16 protein-coding genes and 1 riboswitch are annotated in these 14,570 nt (G+C 63.2%); of the genes, 4 read left to right on the plus strand and 12 right to left on the minus strand.

Features of this window, described 5'->3' with window-relative positions; translation table 11 throughout:
* Position 1: 1 nt before the first annotated feature.
* The 5 genes from OVA12_RS14450 to OVA12_RS14470 all read right to left on the minus strand — a co-directional run bounded on the left by OVA12_RS14450 (position 2) and on the right by OVA12_RS14470 (position 5,224).
* Positions 2-1,870, minus strand: a complete 1,869-nt coding sequence (locus OVA12_RS14450; RefSeq protein ID WP_268138480.1) for an amidohydrolase — start codon at positions 1,868-1,870, stop codon at positions 2-4.
* A 43-nt stretch (positions 1,871-1,913) separates the two neighbouring features.
* Positions 1,914-2,234, minus strand: a complete 321-nt coding sequence (locus OVA12_RS14455) for a XapX domain-containing protein (protein ID WP_268138483.1) — start codon at positions 2,232-2,234, stop codon at positions 1,914-1,916.
* An 87-nt stretch (positions 2,235-2,321) separates the two neighbouring features.
* Entirely contained in the window at positions 2,322-2,978 is a 657-nt protein-coding gene (locus OVA12_RS14460) for a hydrolase (RefSeq protein WP_268138485.1), read from the minus strand.
* Between the two features lie 123 nt (positions 2,979-3,101).
* The gene (locus OVA12_RS14465; protein ID WP_268138487.1) at positions 3,102-3,989 is read right to left on the minus strand and encodes a helix-turn-helix domain-containing protein; all 888 of its coding nucleotides are present in this window, start codon (positions 3,987-3,989) and stop codon (positions 3,102-3,104) included.
* A 20-nt stretch (positions 3,990-4,009) separates the two neighbouring features.
* Complete coding sequence (locus tag OVA12_RS14470) at positions 4,010-5,224, minus strand: trans-sulfuration enzyme family protein (protein WP_268138489.1); 1,215 nt, start codon at positions 5,222-5,224, stop codon at positions 4,010-4,012.
* A gap of 94 nt (positions 5,225-5,318) precedes the next feature.
* Here OVA12_RS14470 and OVA12_RS14475 point away from each other — a divergent pair, with 94 nt between their 5' ends.
* On the plus strand, positions 5,319-6,263 hold the full coding sequence (locus OVA12_RS14475; protein WP_268138491.1) for a LysR substrate-binding domain-containing protein: 945 nt from the start codon (positions 5,319-5,321) through the stop codon (positions 6,261-6,263).
* Between the two features lie 17 nt (positions 6,264-6,280).
* Here OVA12_RS14475 and nrdF read toward each other — a convergent pair whose 3' ends face one another.
* The 7 genes from nrdF to OVA12_RS14510 form a co-directional block, all read right to left on the minus strand.
* Positions 6,281-7,255 carry a class 1b ribonucleoside-diphosphate reductase subunit beta gene (nrdF, locus tag OVA12_RS14480; protein WP_106752526.1) on the minus strand — a complete coding sequence of 325 codons (975 nt, stop codon included), beginning with the start codon at positions 7,253-7,255 and terminating at the stop codon, positions 6,281-6,283.
* A gap of 17 nt (positions 7,256-7,272) precedes the next feature.
* Entirely contained in the window at positions 7,273-9,465 is a 2,193-nt protein-coding gene (gene nrdE, locus OVA12_RS14485; protein ID WP_268138493.1) for a class 1b ribonucleoside-diphosphate reductase subunit alpha, read from the minus strand.
* Complete coding sequence (gene nrdI, locus OVA12_RS14490; protein ID WP_268138495.1) at positions 9,459-9,857, minus strand: class Ib ribonucleoside-diphosphate reductase assembly flavoprotein NrdI; 399 nt, start codon at positions 9,855-9,857, stop codon at positions 9,459-9,461. The genes nrdE and nrdI overlap by 7 nt, the downstream gene beginning before the upstream one ends.
* Positions 9,858-9,866: 9 nt before the next feature.
* Positions 9,867-10,088: a glutaredoxin-like protein NrdH gene (gene nrdH / locus OVA12_RS14495; protein ID WP_268138497.1), complete on the minus strand. Its 222-nt coding sequence runs from the start codon at positions 10,086-10,088 to the stop codon at positions 9,867-9,869.
* Positions 10,089-10,342: 254 nt separating this feature from the next.
* Positions 10,343-10,567: riboswitch (cobalamin riboswitch) on the minus strand.
* 85 nt (positions 10,568-10,652) lie between these two features.
* The gene (locus tag OVA12_RS14500; RefSeq protein ID WP_268138499.1) at positions 10,653-11,699 is read right to left on the minus strand and encodes a YeeE/YedE family protein; all 1,047 of its coding nucleotides are present in this window, start codon (positions 11,697-11,699) and stop codon (positions 10,653-10,655) included.
* A gap of 60 nt (positions 11,700-11,759) precedes the next feature.
* Positions 11,760-12,101: an ArsR/SmtB family transcription factor gene (locus OVA12_RS14505; RefSeq protein WP_268138501.1), complete on the minus strand. Its 342-nt coding sequence runs from the start codon at positions 12,099-12,101 to the stop codon at positions 11,760-11,762.
* A 108-nt stretch (positions 12,102-12,209) separates the two neighbouring features.
* Complete coding sequence (locus OVA12_RS14510) at positions 12,210-12,572, minus strand: hypothetical protein (RefSeq protein WP_268138503.1); 363 nt, start codon at positions 12,570-12,572, stop codon at positions 12,210-12,212.
* Positions 12,573-12,649: 77 nt separating this feature from the next.
* Between OVA12_RS14510 and OVA12_RS14515 the strand changes: the two genes are divergently transcribed.
* From OVA12_RS14515 to soxX, 3 genes are all read left to right on the plus strand, one after another.
* Positions 12,650-13,387, plus strand: coding sequence for a cytochrome c biogenesis CcdA family protein (locus tag OVA12_RS14515; RefSeq protein ID WP_268138505.1), 738 nt, complete (start codon positions 12,650-12,652; stop codon positions 13,385-13,387).
* A gap of 14 nt (positions 13,388-13,401) precedes the next feature.
* Positions 13,402-13,962, plus strand: coding sequence for a SoxW family protein (locus tag OVA12_RS14520; RefSeq protein WP_268138507.1), 561 nt, complete (start codon positions 13,402-13,404; stop codon positions 13,960-13,962).
* Positions 13,963-14,092: 130 nt separating this feature from the next.
* Positions 14,093-14,566 (plus strand): sulfur oxidation c-type cytochrome SoxX, encoded by a 474-nt coding sequence (gene soxX, locus OVA12_RS14525; protein ID WP_268138509.1) that lies wholly within the window; start codon positions 14,093-14,095, stop codon positions 14,564-14,566.
* The last annotated feature ends 4 nt before the right edge of the window (positions 14,567-14,570 follow it).

A 14,570-nucleotide genomic window follows, 5' to 3' on the forward strand; every position in this document is an offset into this window, starting at 1 on the left:
ATCACATCCAGCAGGCACAGCCGAGGGCACCGAAGAAGCCCTTGAGATCGGCAACCGGAAGCGTCGCCCCCCAGGCCTTGCCGTGGTCATGCCCATGCACGCCGCAGGAGCTGGCGCAGCCGCAGGACATGCGCGCATGCGCGGAAAGGCCGGTGCTGGTCCTGGCGGCGGCCCAGGCGCCATATCCGCCATAGGTCCGCACGGGCGACCAGTCCGGCATGGCCGGTGGCAACGGGTTGTCGTCGAGCGCGGCAAAGTCGCCAGCGCCCCACACCACACGGCCGCCGACCATGGTCAGGTCTGACACCAGATGCGAGATCTCCGCCTCAGGCACGGTGAAGTAGTCCCGGTCCGGCACCAGCAGATCGGCGAGATATCCGGGCGCAATCCGGCCACGGCGGCCTTCGTCCTTGCAGAACCAGGCGACATTTTCGGTCCACAGCCGCAGCGCCGTCTCCCGGTCAAGGCAATCGGCCGGCGGGGTCAAGCGCAAGCCGCCGACGGTGCGGCCGGTCACCATCCAGGACAGCGAGACCCAAGGGTTATAGGACGCGACCCGGGTCGCGTCGGTGCCGGCGGAGACGTGCACGCCCCGGTCCAGCATGCGGGCAATGGGAGGCGTCGCGCTGGCCGCTGCCGCGCCATACCGCTCGACGAAGTACTCGCCCTGATAGGCCATCCGGTGCTGCGTGGCGATGCCGCCCCCCAAGGCCGCGACCCGGTCGATCGACTGATCCGAGATGGTCTCGGCGTGATCGAACATCCAGTTGAGGCCGTCCAGCGGGATGTCCCGGTTGACCTTCTCGAAAACGTCGAGCGCGCGGGAAATGGTCTCGTCATAGGTCGCATGCATGCGCCACGGCCAGCAGTTCTCCGCCAGGATGCGCACGACCTCCTCAAGGTCTTCCTCCATGTTGGAGGGCATGTCCGGCCGGGGTTCGCGGAAGTCCTCGAAGTCGGCGGCGGAAAACACCAGCATCTCGCCAGCGCCATTGTGACGGAAGTAGTCGTCGCCCTGACGATAGGTCACGGACCGGGTCCAGTTGAGAAAGTCGGCCTTTTCTTCACGCGGTTTCTGCGTGAACAGATTGTAGGCGAGGCGAACCGTCATCTGCCCGGCATTGGCGAGCGTCTGGATCACCTCATAGTCGTCGGGATAGTTCTGGAAGCCGCCGCCCGCATCGATGACGCCGGTGATGCCCAGCCGGTTCAGCTCGCGCATGAAGTGGCGCGTCGAGTTGAGCTGATACTCCAGCGGCAGCTTCGGCCCCCTGGCCAGCGTTGCATAGAGAATGCCCGCGTTCGGCCTGGCCAGCAGCAGTCCGGTTGGATTGCCGCGCGCGTCGCGCTGGATTTCGCCGCCCGGAGGATTGGGCGTGTCCTTGTCATAGCCGACGGCCCGAAGGGCTGCGCCATTCAGAAGCGCCCGGTCATACAGATGCAGCAGGAAAACGGGCGTCTCGGGCGCGGCCGCATTGATCTCCTCCAGTGTCGGAAGGCGTTTCTCCGTAAACTGGTGCTCGGTAAAGCCGCCAATGACCCGCACCCATTGCGGCGGCGGCGTGATGGCCACCTGGCGCCGCAGCATGTCCATGGCATCGGCAAGCGACGTCACGCCGTCCCAGCGCAGCTCCATGTTGAAGTTCAATCCGCCGCGAACGACGTGGGTGTGATTGTCGATCAGGCCGGGAAGCACCCGGCGGCCCTTGAGATCGATGCGGCGTGTCGTGGGCCCGGCCAGCGCAAAAAGCGTGGCGTCATCGCCGACAGCCTCGAAGCGCCCGTCACGGATTGCCACCGCCGATGCGGTCGGCTGGCTACGGTCGAGCGTCGTGATGCGGCCGTTGAAAAGGATGAGATCAGGCACCATCGGAGCCTCCTGCGGAGTGAGCGAGTCTGAAGTGCGACGGATGTCACGCCGCAGGCGGATCTGACCGGTCAGTCCCCTGGCCGGTTCCAGGGCCAGACCCGGTGCCGGCCCCGGTGCCGGTCGGTATCGTGCCCGTGGGCAGTTCGCCGCAGATGTGCGGCAGCCGGTGCTCCGTGAACCAGCCGAGCGTCAGCGGCGAACCGGCCAGCATGTGGCGCAGCACCGGCACCATCTGTTCGCCGGCAAGAATGCCGAGCAGGCCGACCAGGGCGACGATCGGCGGGGCAGGGGATCGGACGTTCAGCAGACTGTAGACAACGCCGACGAGAACCCCGGCTGACAGGGAAAGGAGATACATGCGCATCGTGCGGTCTCCGGCACTGGAAAGGCGAGCGGAGGCGCCCCGGTGTCGGCACGGCCGCAAGAGCAGCGCGGGCACCGGGGCTGACAATCAGTGACCTTCGGACGCGCCGAACATCGACTTGGCATAGATGATGCCCAGACCATAGGCCCCGCCGAATTTGCGGGCGATGCCGGTCGTCAGGTCATAGGTCTCGCCCCGGGCCCAGTCGCGCTGCAGCTCGAGGAGATACTGGAGCGACGTCATGGGCCGGGCGCCGGCCTGGACCATCCGGTCCATGGCCCGGTCATGCGCTTCGTCCGACACATCGCCGCAGGCATCGGCGATGACATAGACCTCGAAGCCCTGATCCAGTGCCGAGAGCGCGGGACCGACAATGCAGACGCTGGTCCAGAGGCCGCAGATGACCAGACGGCGCTTGCCGATACGGTTCACCTCATCGATGACGGCAGCGTCTTCCCAGGTGTTCATCGACGTGCGGTCGAGCATGGCCTGTCCCGGAAACGCGTCGGAAATCTCGGAGAACAGCGGGCCGGAGAAGGACTTTTCGGCCACGGTCGTAAGGATCGCGGGAACCTTGAAACCGGCGGCCGCATGGGCGACCAGCGCGGCGTTGTTGCGCAGCAGGACGGCGTCGATCGACTTGGTGGCAAAGGACATCTGCGACTGGAAGTCGATCATGATCAAGGCATGATCGGTCGGCGAGATCAGCTGGGAGCCGGGGGTGGGCTTGGCATTGACAGTCATCTGGTTCACTCCGTCTTGGGTCGGGTAAACCACCTATCTCCGATCATCCTCCTGCCGTCTTGAACGCTCGTCCATCGCGTTTTGTACGATTGTCCGGGAGTTTTTCGCCGGCAAACTCAGGCGTCAGTTTGCCGCCTGTGCCCGCCAGCGTGCCGGCGAAATCCCGAGGCGGCGGCTGAACTGACGGGTCAGATGGCTTTGATCGGCGAACCCGCATTGCTGCGCAATCTCAGACAAGGGCATGCGCGTTGCCTTGAGCAGCGCTTGCGCCCGTTCCAACCGCTGCCGCATCAACCATTCATGCGGCGTGCAGCCGAGTTCCTTGCGGAAGGCCTCGTAGAAATAGCTGCGCGACACGCGGCACAGGTTGGCGATCTGGTCGAGACCGATGTCGCCATCAAGGTTCGCGCGCAGGATCTCCAGGGCGCGGCTGATGAGTGCCGATGGCGGCGATGTCGTGAGCAGGTCGACAAAGCTGTTGGCATAGCGGCGGCGCAGATAGGTGCAGAGTGCTTCCCCCATCTGATCGAGGAAAAGCCGCTCTGCCGGCTCGCGGCCGCCCAGCACCGGCAAGACCGCCCGCATGAGATGCCCGATGGTTGGATCGACCGTTCCCGCTTCGCAGGTCAGCCGGCGCGGGTTGCCGAACCGCGGCTCATCGTCCTGAGGGGCAATGACATGGGATGGGATCTCGATCAGCAGGAAATCGAAACGACCGCTGAGTTCCGCCTTGTAAGGCCTGTCGAAGTCTCGAATATAGATGCTGTCTTGCACGAACTGCGCGCGCGTGACCTGCCGTCCCTGACCGATGTCACGCCAATGACCGGGCATCAGGGACAGCCCGACGATGTATCCTTGCCCGGTGTCATCGGTCCGCACCTGCATCGGGTCCGCCTTGCCCGAGGTCTTGCGCAGAAAGACCAGGTCCGTGCCTTGTACCTCCTGATCCCGGATCAGGTCCTTGGCCGTACAGCCGAGGCGGTCATGCGCAGGGGGGGCTGTGAGTGCCATGGACGCGGTCTCCTTCAGATTCAGGTTAGTTGCGCTGAACGGTGATGCTTAGCCCCGCGCACATCCGCGCTGGCCGCCGTGAGCTTGTCCAGTAGGAGGTCAATGTCCCGCGTGAGGTCGTCCTCCGCTTCCAGCCCGATGCTGAAACGCAGGATCTGTGCAGCCCCCAGCCAGGGCCGTGCGGTGCGGGTGCCGGTGATGGGTTGCGGTGCCAGCAGGCTGCGCGTTCCACCCCAGGATGCGCCGATGGCAAAGGTCTGAAGCCCGTCCAGGGCGGCATCGAGATGCGGCGTTGCCTCAGGAGTGAACTCGACACTGAACAGCGGGCTGGAACCGGTGAAGTCACGCAGCCAGACATCATGCCCCGGACTACCGGGCAGCGCCGGATGCAGCACGCGATGAACGACAGGATGGCCTGCAAGACGCGTCGCCAGCCGCAGGGCGACGGCGCTGGCGTGGGCCAGCCGCAGCGGCATCGTTTCCATGCCGCGCAGGACGAGCGCCGCGTCATCCGGCGAAACGCCGCTGCCGAGCCGGCCGATCAGATTGCGGAGCGGCAGGATCAGCGCCTCGTCGCGCAAGGTCAGCGCGCCCATCAGCAGATCGGCATGCCCGCCATGAAACTTGGTCAGCGCTTCGGCCACAAAGTCGACGCCATGCCGCAGCGGCTTGAAGTGCAGCGCGGTCGCCCAGGTGTTGTCGCAGCCGACGAGGGCGCCATGCTGGTGCGCGATCGCGGTGATGGTAGGCAGATCCATCACCTCCATCGTGTTGGATCCGGGCGACTCGCACCAGACAAGCCGCGTGCGGGTGTCGATCTGCCGGGCCACATCCTCAGGCGACAGCGGATCGAAATAGCGCACCGTCACGCCCATCCGCACAAGATCGAGATCGGCGAACTGGCGGACCGGCGGGTAGACCGTATCGGCAATCAGCACCGTGTCGCCAGCCGACAGCACGGCAAGCATGGCCAGCACCACCGCGGCCTGTCCGGAGGGCGTCAGAAACGTCCAGACGCCGCTGTGCAGGTCGCTGAGGCTGCGTTCCAGCATGCGCGTCGTCGGCGTGCCGTGCAGACCGTAGGTGTAGCCATCAGGGGCCAGATCGCCGCGCGCCGCGAACGTGGCCGCATCCGGGAAGACAATGGTGGAGGCACGATAGACGGGCACCGCAAGCGTGCGAAACCCGTCGGTTTCCGGCTGCGGATGAAGGATGCAACGGCTGGTGTCCTGCATGGGGATCTCCTGAACGACCCCATAGGACATGGCCGGATGCATTCCGTCCAATCGTAAGATATGCTCTGACTATAATCAGGAGTTATACCTCTCCATGAACCTGCGTCAGATCGAGATCTTTCAGGCGGTCTTTGCAGCCGGGACGGCGTCAAAGGCAGCCGTCCTGCTCAACCTGTCCCAGCCGGCGGTCAGCAAGGCGGTGCAGGATCTGGAACGCTCCATCGGCTTCGCCCTGTTCGACCGCTCGACGGGACGAATGGTGCCGACGGCCGAGGGGGAGCTGTTTCACCGCGAGGTGGAGCAGACCTTCGCCGGCCTGATCCGGCTGCGCAGCTCTGCGGCAAGGATCCGCGATTTCGGCTCCGGCGAGATCCGGCTGGCGAGCCTGTCGGCGCTGAGCACGAACATCGTGCCGAAAGCGATCGCCGCCTTCCGGCAGCGTCATCCGCAGGTTGCCATCACCTTCCAGACCCAGATGTCGAGCACGATCCGCGACCTGGTTGCAGCTGGACAGTTTGACATCGGTCTGACCTCCGACGAGGTGGATACGACCGGCGTGACGGTCGAGCCCTTCGCGATCTATCGCGCCGCCATTGCCTTGCCGGAGGGACATCACCTCTGTGCGAAGCCGGTCCTCAGCCCGCTGGACCTGCACGGCGAAGCCTTTGTCGCGCTGGCGCCGGAGGACCGGACACGGCAGAAACTGGAAACGCTTCTCGCTGCCGCCGGTGCCGTGCCGCGTATCGTGCTGGAAACACCGTACTCGACCACGGTCTGCGCCATGGTTCAGGCGGGCATCGGCTGCGGCCTGATCAATCCGCTCAACGCCGAACCGTTTCTGGGACGCGGCCTGACCTGGCGGCCGTTCGAGCCTGCGCTCTATTTCTGCACCCTGCTGCTGACGCCTCCGGGGCGGCGCAGCTCGCGCATAGCCGAGGACGCAAGAACTCTGCTGCAATCCTTTGCTGGCGAAAAGCCCATGCAGCCTGCCGATCTTGTTGCACATCCGGAAGGAGTGCCGGCGGACCAGGGCCCCTGATCCGCCGGCGCACGCGATCAGAAGTCCCAGTCTTCGTCTTCGGTCGCGACCGCCTTGCCGATGACATAGGACGAGCCGGAGCCCGAGAAGAAGTCGTGGTTCTCGTCTGCGTTGGGCGAGAGCGCGGACAGGATCGCCGGGTTCACCTTGCAGGCCTCGGCCGGGAACAGGGCCTCATAGCCGAGGTTCATCAGCGCCTTGTTGGCGTTGTAATGCAGGAACTTCTTTACGTCCTCGGTCAGGCCGGCCCCGTCATACAGGTCTTCCGTGTAGCGGGCCTCGTTGTCGTAAAGCTCCAGCAGCAGGTCAAAGGCGAAGTCCTTGATCTCCTGGCGGCGCGCCTCCGGTTCGCGGTCAAGCGCGCGCTGGAACTTGTAGCCGATGTAGTACCCGTGCACGGCCTCGTCGCGGATGATGAGGCGGATCAGATCTGCCGTGTTGGTCAGCTTGGCCCGGCTCGACCAGTACATCGGCAGATAGAAGCCGGAGTAGAACAGGAAGCTTTCCAGGAAGACGGAGGCGACTTTTTTCTTCAAGGGATCGCCGCTGTCATACTGCTCCATGATCAGCGCCGACTTGCGCTGCAGGAACTCGTTTTCCTCCGACCAGCGATAGGCCTCGTCCACGTCGGACGTCATGCAGAGCGTGGAGAAGATCGAGGAATAGGAGCGCGCATGAACCGCTTCCATGAAGGAGATGTTCGACAGGACCGCTTCCTCGTGCTGGGTCACGGCATCCGCCATCAGCTTCACCGCTCCAACCCCGTTCTGGATGGTGTCCAGCAGGGTCAGGCCGGTGAAGACGCGGATGGTCAGGCGTTGTTCCTCCGGCCGGAGCGTCGCCCAGGACGGGATGTCGTTGGACAGCGGCACCTTTTCCGGCAGCCAGAAATTCCCCGTCAGGCGGTTCCAGACCTCGAGGTCCTTGTCGTCCTCAAGCCGGTTCCAGTTGATGGCGCGCACGCGGGAGGCGGGCTTGATATGCATGTTCATGGTGCCTTTTCCCCGGTTCACAGTGTGCAGGACACGCAGCCTTCGACCTGCGTGCCTTCCAGCGCCATCTGGCGCAGGCGGATGTAGTAGATGGTCTTGATGCCCTTCTTCCAGGCGTAGATCTGCGCCCGGTTGATGTCGCGCGTCGTCGCGGTGTCGCGGAAGAACAGTGTCAGGGACAGGCCCTGATCGACATGCTGCGTTGCCGCCGCATAGGTGTCGATGATCTTCTCCGGGCCGATCTCATAGGCATCCTGGTAATAGTCCAGGTTGTCATTGCTCATGTAGGCTGCCGGATAATAGACGCGGCCGATCTTGCCTTCCTTGCGGATCTCGATCTTCGACACGATCGGATGGATCGAGGAGGTCGAGTGGTTGATGTAGGAGATCGATCCGGTCGGTGGCACGGCCTGGAGGTTCTGGTTGTAGAGCCCGCCGGTCATCACGGCTTGCCTCAGCGCCCGCCAGTCGTCCTGGGTCGGGATATGGATGCCGGCATCGGCAAAGAGCTTCGCGACCTTCGGCGTCTTCGGCGTCCAGGCCGCGTCGGTGTACTTGTCGAAATAGGCGCCAGAGGCATATTTCGAGGCCTCAAAGCCCTTGAAGCTGCGCCCCTTTTCCACCGCGAGCCGGTTCGACGCGCGGATGGCGTGATAGGTCACCGTGTAGAAATAGATGTTGGTGAAGTCGACGCCTTCCTCGGAGCCGTAGTGGATGCGCTCGCGGGCGAGATAGCCGTGCAGGTTCATCTGACCAAGGCCGATGGCGTGGCTGTCCTCGTTGCCCTTGGCGACCGAAGGCACGGAGGCGATGTTGCTCATCTCCGACACGGCCGTCAGCGCACGGATCGAGGTCTCGATGGTCTTGCCAAAGTCGGCGCTGTCCATCGTCTTGGCGATGTTCAGCGAACCAAGGTTGCAGGAAATGTCCTTGCCGAGATGGGCATAGGACAGGTCCTCGTTGAACCGGCTTTCCTCGCTAACCTGCAGGATTTCCGAGCACAGGTTGCTCATCGAGATACGTCCGGCGATCGGGTTGGCCCGGTTCACCGTGTCCTCGAACATCAGGTAGGGATAGCCGCTCTCGAACTGGATCTCGGCGATGATCTGGAAGAACTCGCGCGCCTTGATCTTGGACTTGCGGATCCGCTTGTCCTCCACCATCTCGCGGTACTTTTCCGTCACCGATATCTCGGTGAAGGGAACGCCATAGACCCGCTCGATGTCATGCGGCGAGAACAGGTACATGTCCTCGTTGTTCTTCGCGAGTTCGAACGTGATGTCCGGCACGACAACGCCAAGCGACAGCGTCTTGATGCGGATCTTCTCATCCGCGTTCTCCCGCTTGGTGTCGAGGAACCGCAGGATGTCCGGGTGGTGCGCGTTTAGGTAGACCGCGCCGGCGCCCTGGCGTGCGCCAAGCTGGTTGGCGTAGGAGAAGCTGTCTTCCAGCAGCTTCATCACCGGGATGACACCGGACGACTGGTTCTCGATCTGCTTGATCGGCGCACCGGCCTCACGAATGTTGGTCAGGCTGAGGGCGACGCCGCCACCGCGCTTGGACAGCTGCAGGGCGGAATTGATCGACCGGCCGATGGACTCCATGTTGTCCTCGACCCTGAGCAGGAAGCAGGACACCAGTTCGCCGCGCTGCTTCTTGCCGGCGTTGAGGAACGTCGGCGTCGCCGGCTGGAAGCGGCCGGAAATGATCTCGTCCATTAGATCACGGGCCAGCTGCTCGTCGCCGCGCGCCAGCGTCAGCGCCACCATGCAGACACGGTCCTCGTAGCGCTCCAGGTAGCGCTTCCCGTCGAAGGTCTTCAGCGTGTAGCTGGTGTAGTACTTGAATGCGCCGAGGAAGGTCGGGAAGCGGAACTTCCTGTCATAGGCAGCATCGAAAAGGTCACGGATGAACGCGAAGGAATACTGCGCCAGCACCTCTGGCTCGTAGTATCCTTCGGTCACCAGATAATCGAGCTTCTCCTTGAGATTGTGGAAGAAGACGGTGTTCTGGTTCACATGGGTCAGGAAATACTGCCGCGCCGCTTCCCGGTCCTTGTCGAGCTGGATCCGGCCGTTCGCGTCATAAAGGTTCAGCATCGCGTTGAGCGCGTGATAATCCAGCTCCTCGGCGGGCCGGCCCTTGCGGTCGGCCGTGAGGGGCTGCGCGGCCGTGTCATCCGCGTCCAAGAGTGAGGGCGTGTCTAGCATGTCCAAAACCGTTCCAGTCCCTGGCTGACATTCGCGACATCCTCCGCCGTGCCGAGCAGCTCGAAGCGGTAGAGGAACGGCACCTGGCATTTGGCCGCGATGATGTCGCCGGCGAGCCCGTAGGCCGCGCCGAAATTGGTGTTTCCCGCGGCGATGACGCCGCGGATCAATGCGCGGTTCCGCTCGTCATTGAGAAAGCGGATCACGGGTTTGGGCACCGCGCCTTTCGGCGTTCCGCCCCCATATGTGGGAGTGACCAGCACGAAGGGCCGTGTTGCGAGCGGCGCTGGCGCGCTGGCGTCGATCGGGATCCGCAGCGCGTCCTGGCCGAGCTTTTCGACAAAGCGGCGCGTATTTTCCGAGGTGCTGGAGAAATAGACGAGCCCGCTCATCGCTTTGCCTCAGGCAAGTCCGCCGATCAGGTCAGGACGGAACCCGGCCCAGTGCTGCTCGCCGGCGATCACCACCGGAACCTGGCGGTAGCCGAGGCCGGTGACGAGGTCATAGGCCTCTGCATCTTCGGAGATGTCCACCAGGGTGTAGGTGATGCCCTGGCGCTCCAGCGCACGGGTGGTGGCGTTGCACTGGACGCAGGAAGGCTTGCTGTAGACGGTGACAGTCATGACATGGCTTTCGAAAGGCAAGCCGACAGGGTGCAGCACGGCGTCCGCAGTCGGCCTTGATGGGAAATAGGGCTCAGGCAGCCTGAGGCAGGCAGCCCGGGTCACGCACTGCGGCTGGGTCGCCCAGGCGGAAACTGGAAAATCGAACTGTTCAACATGACTTCACCCCGAAGCACATTCGCAGGGAACCGGGGAAGCAGGCGGCCGGCGTGAGCCGGGCGAACCAGACATGCCCCCTACCGGTCACCCCGCCGGTGGACGTTTCGCTCAAGGCAGGTCTCCTGGCTCACGGGTCATCACGCTGCACCCAGCCTTCCCGGCTTCTTGCGAAAGCCAGTGGCACGGTTTGGGTACACGCTCGCCGTTCACAGTTGCGGGGGCAGCTGCGGCTTGGCGAGGCTTGGTAGCCTTGCGTTCCGCATTCCCGTCTTAGCCATCGATCCACTCGAATCGAAGGAACCTTGAACGCTACATATAGTAGTTCAAATCCACTCGGCGTCAATAGGTGCCAACGGGGCGGCGGGCGAGATACACCGATCGGAAGCGGTCAGACCGCTCGTCCGGTCATTCCACCTGATAGCCGCCGATCAGATGCCGCAACCCGAGAACGCACCCGGCGGCGATGGCGGCGAGTGTGACCGGGCCAGACCAGGACAAGGTCGCAAAGGCTGTTACGCCCTGACCGACGGAGCATCCCATCGCCACGACGCCGCCGACGCCCATCAGGATTGCGCCGACAATGGCGCGGCCCAGTTCGCGCGGGTCTTCGCAGGCCTCCCAGCGGAAGAGCCCGCGCACCAGGGCGCCAATGAACCCGCCCAGAATGACGCCAACGACAATCCCCACCGAAAACGAGATGCCGCCTGCCGTTGACGTCATGAGGAACAGCAACGCCCGCCCCACCGGAGCGGTGAAGGAGGGACCTTCGACGTCGATCGCCCCAAGACTGCTGTCCGCAAGCCAGGACGTCCCGGCAAGGCATCCGGCAACCGCAAGCCCGGCAGCGACGCCCCAGAACAGCATGTGCGGTTCGCGGCGTAACGGTCCGTAGGACAGGCCCCAGAAGCCGAGGCCACAGGCAATGACGGAAATGACCAGGGCTGGCGGCAGTCCGGCATAAGTTTGCAGGTCGTGCAGGATGCCCTGCGGGCCGCTGGCGTCCTCTTGCGGAAACAGCGCCATGCGCAAGGGCGCAAGCGGGCCCGACAGGGTGACATAGGCTGCAATGGCGATGACGACCACGATCACGAGGGCGCGGATGTCGCCGCCGCCCATGCGTGTCAGCGCGCCAAATCCGCAGTTGCCGGACATCGCCATGCCATAGCCGAACATCAGGCCGCCGACGACCGATGCGACCGGGTTCCAGACCAGCTCATGGTAGAATGTCATTTCAAGATGGATGTAGCCGGCCAGCGCGCCGAATTGCGTCGCCAGAACCGCCACCGCCAGCACGATGCCCCAAAGCCGGAGCTTGCGCGCGTCCTTGCCATAGACGGCCATTTCGACTGCGGAAACCGTGCAGAAATTCCCGAGCCGTCCGGCCAGGCCCAGCACGGTTCCACCGGCGAGGCCAATAAGAGCGGCAAGGAGGCCATAAGGGATGGCATCCATTCGTGTTCCTCCCGTCCATCCCCTGCTGGCCCGGAAGGGCCTGCCGTCCGGTGGCCAATCTCAGGTCGGCCTGCCAAACAGTTTCGCAAGAACCTCGATCATGGCTGCGACCCTCGGGTCGAGCAGCGAGTAGTAGATCGTCTGCCCGTCGCGCCTTGCGCTCACCATCCCCTCGAGACGCAAGCGTGCAAGTTGCTGACTGACGACAGCCTGTCGGGAAGACAGAAGATTTTCAAGCTCGGTCACGCTCTTCGGGCCGCTGGACAGATAGGCGAGGATTGTCAGGCGCCCGTCATGGCCCATCGCCTTGAGCAGCGCTGCAGCCTCGTTCGACTGCTCGACCAAGCCGAGTAGATCGGACAGGGGAGTTCTGTCGTCGATATTTTCCTCGGCTGCGGACACGTGGCGACCCCAATGCTTCAACGCCCTAAATATGACGAAGACAGGGTGCCTGCAACGGAAACCCGGTTGATCCCTGTGGCAAACAGATTTAGCTGGCGTTGTCTGGCGTTAGCGAGAAGGCCGGTTCGCCTTCTCGATCAGCTCCGCCAGCATCGGCCAGAAGAAATCCTCACCAGGATACCCTTCGATCCGGCCCACCTCATGCCCTTCGCGCAGCAGGATGAAGGTTGGCGTGAACGCCGGCCGCGAGACGATCGTGACGTTCTGAGGCAGTTCGCCCCGAAGATGCAGCCGCTCCAGGGGAGCCGCTTTCCCTTCGTCTGTCAGCGGATACTTCGGCCCGATTTCCTCGTGCCAGCGCAGGCAATAGACGCATCCTGCCTGCTCAAACATCAGCAGCCGCAGTTGTCCGGCCGTCGCCTCGTTCATGAGGCCAGCGAACAGAACGAGACTGAGAAGCAGGCGGATCATGTTGACAGGCCTATATTTACATAGGAATATCCTAATGTATTAAAATAAAAGGCGCAAGCGAGCTCAGGGAGGAGCGGATGCTTGAAGTCAGCTTTGGAGGCGCGGCGCTGGCTGGCCTCCTGTCGTTCCTGTCTCCCTGCGTCCTGCCGATGGTGCCTTTCTACCTGTCCTACATGGCCGGGCAGTCGATCAGTGAGCTCACGGGTGAAGGACAGGTTCGCAGCGGTGCCAGACAGCGGCTCGTGCTGCAGGCGGTCGCGTTCGCATGCGGGGTGACCACGATCTTTGTCCTGCTCGGACTGGGGGCCACGGCCCTCGGTGGCCTGTTCCTGCAATGGAAAGAGACGCTGAGCTGGATTGCCGGCGCGGTCCTCGTGGTGTTCGGGCTGCACTTCCTTGGCGTCTTCCGCATCAGCCTCCTGTACCGGGAGGCCCGGATGCAGAGCTCGGCCGCCGCAACATCCCTTGCCGGATCTTATGTCATGGGCCTGGCCTTTGGCTTCGGCTGGACGCCCTGCGTCGGTCCGGCCCTCGCGGCCATCCTGTTTGTTGCCAGCGGCATGGGCGAGCTCTGGCGGGGCGGCGCGCTGCTGCTGGTCTATGGCATTGCCATGACATTCCCCTTCGTGGTCGCGGCCATGTTTGCCGGTCCGTTCCTGGGGTTCTTCAGTCGCCATCGCCAGGCCATGCGCCATGTCGAGAAGGCCATGGGACTGATGCTTGTGATCTTTGGAGTTCTGATCGCCACGAACTCCGTCAACATCATCGCCGAATGGATGATCCGCAATTTCGACTGGTCGGCGACCGTTCTGTAACGAGGGAGGCAGTAATGAAACGCCTGATCGCACTGGTTCTGGTTCTTCTGGTTTCGAGCTTCACTGCCACAGCCGCAGAACTGGGAGATGACGGTCTGCACAAGCCCGACTGGCTGCGTGAGACCTTCAAGGACCTGCGCGAGGATCTGGCGGAGGCCAACGCGCAATCGAGGCGGCTGCTGATCATCGTGGAACAGCGCGGATGCATCTACTGCACCAAGATGCATGAGGAAGTGCTGGTGGATCCGGCCATCGATCGTCTGATCCGTGACCACTATTTCGTCGTCCAGCTCAATCTCTTCGGCGATGTCGAGGTTACCGATTTCGACGGCACGGTCCTGTCCGAGAAGGCGATGGTTGCCAGGTGGGGCGTCATGTTCACACCGACGCTGATCTTCCTTCCGGAGAAGGTCGATGACGGGGCCATGGCCAGCAAGGCCGCCGTCGCCATGATGCCGGGCGCCTTCGGCAAAGGGACCACCGAGGCCTTGCTCACCTGGGTCAAGGACCATGGCTACGACAGTGACGAGCACTTCCAGAAATTCCTTGCCACCCGGGTCACGAGCCAACCCTGACGATTTCCCGATTGGTAAGTTGCTGGAAACACTCATAAATGAAAATATTCAAAAATACATATTCTTCTATTGCATGAAGGATCGAGTCGGGTCTATCGTCAAGGTGAGGAAGCACTCTGGGAGGAGAGCAATGAAACGTCGGCTTGCGCTGGCGGCGGTTGTGGTCACGGCTACAGCTATGCCCGTCATGTCTGAAACGGCGCCCAAGGACATCGTCTTTGACGGCGGCGCGATTGCAGCGTCCCTCACGGGGACGCCTGGCGATCCGAAGAACGGCATCAAGGTCATGACCACCAACGCCCTTGGCAACTGCGTGGCCTGCCACGTGGTCGGTGCGCTGCCCGATGTCCAGTTTCCCGGCACCATTGCCCCCCCGCTCGATGGCGTTGCGGATCGCTATTCGGAAGCGGAACTGCGTGGCCTGGTGGCCAACGCCAAAAAGACCTTCGACGGCACCTTCATGCCAGCCTTCTACAAGACCAGCGGATTCGTCCGTCCTGGCGATGGCTACACCGGCGCCGCAGCCAAGGGAGAGCTTCCGCCGATCCTGACGGCTCAGCAGATCGAAGATGTCGTCGCCTACCTGATGACCCTGAAGGACTGAGGCT

The sequence above is a fragment of the Pannonibacter sp. SL95 genome (assembly GCF_026672425.1).
Taxonomy (GTDB): domain Bacteria; phylum Pseudomonadota; class Alphaproteobacteria; order Rhizobiales; family Stappiaceae; genus Pannonibacter.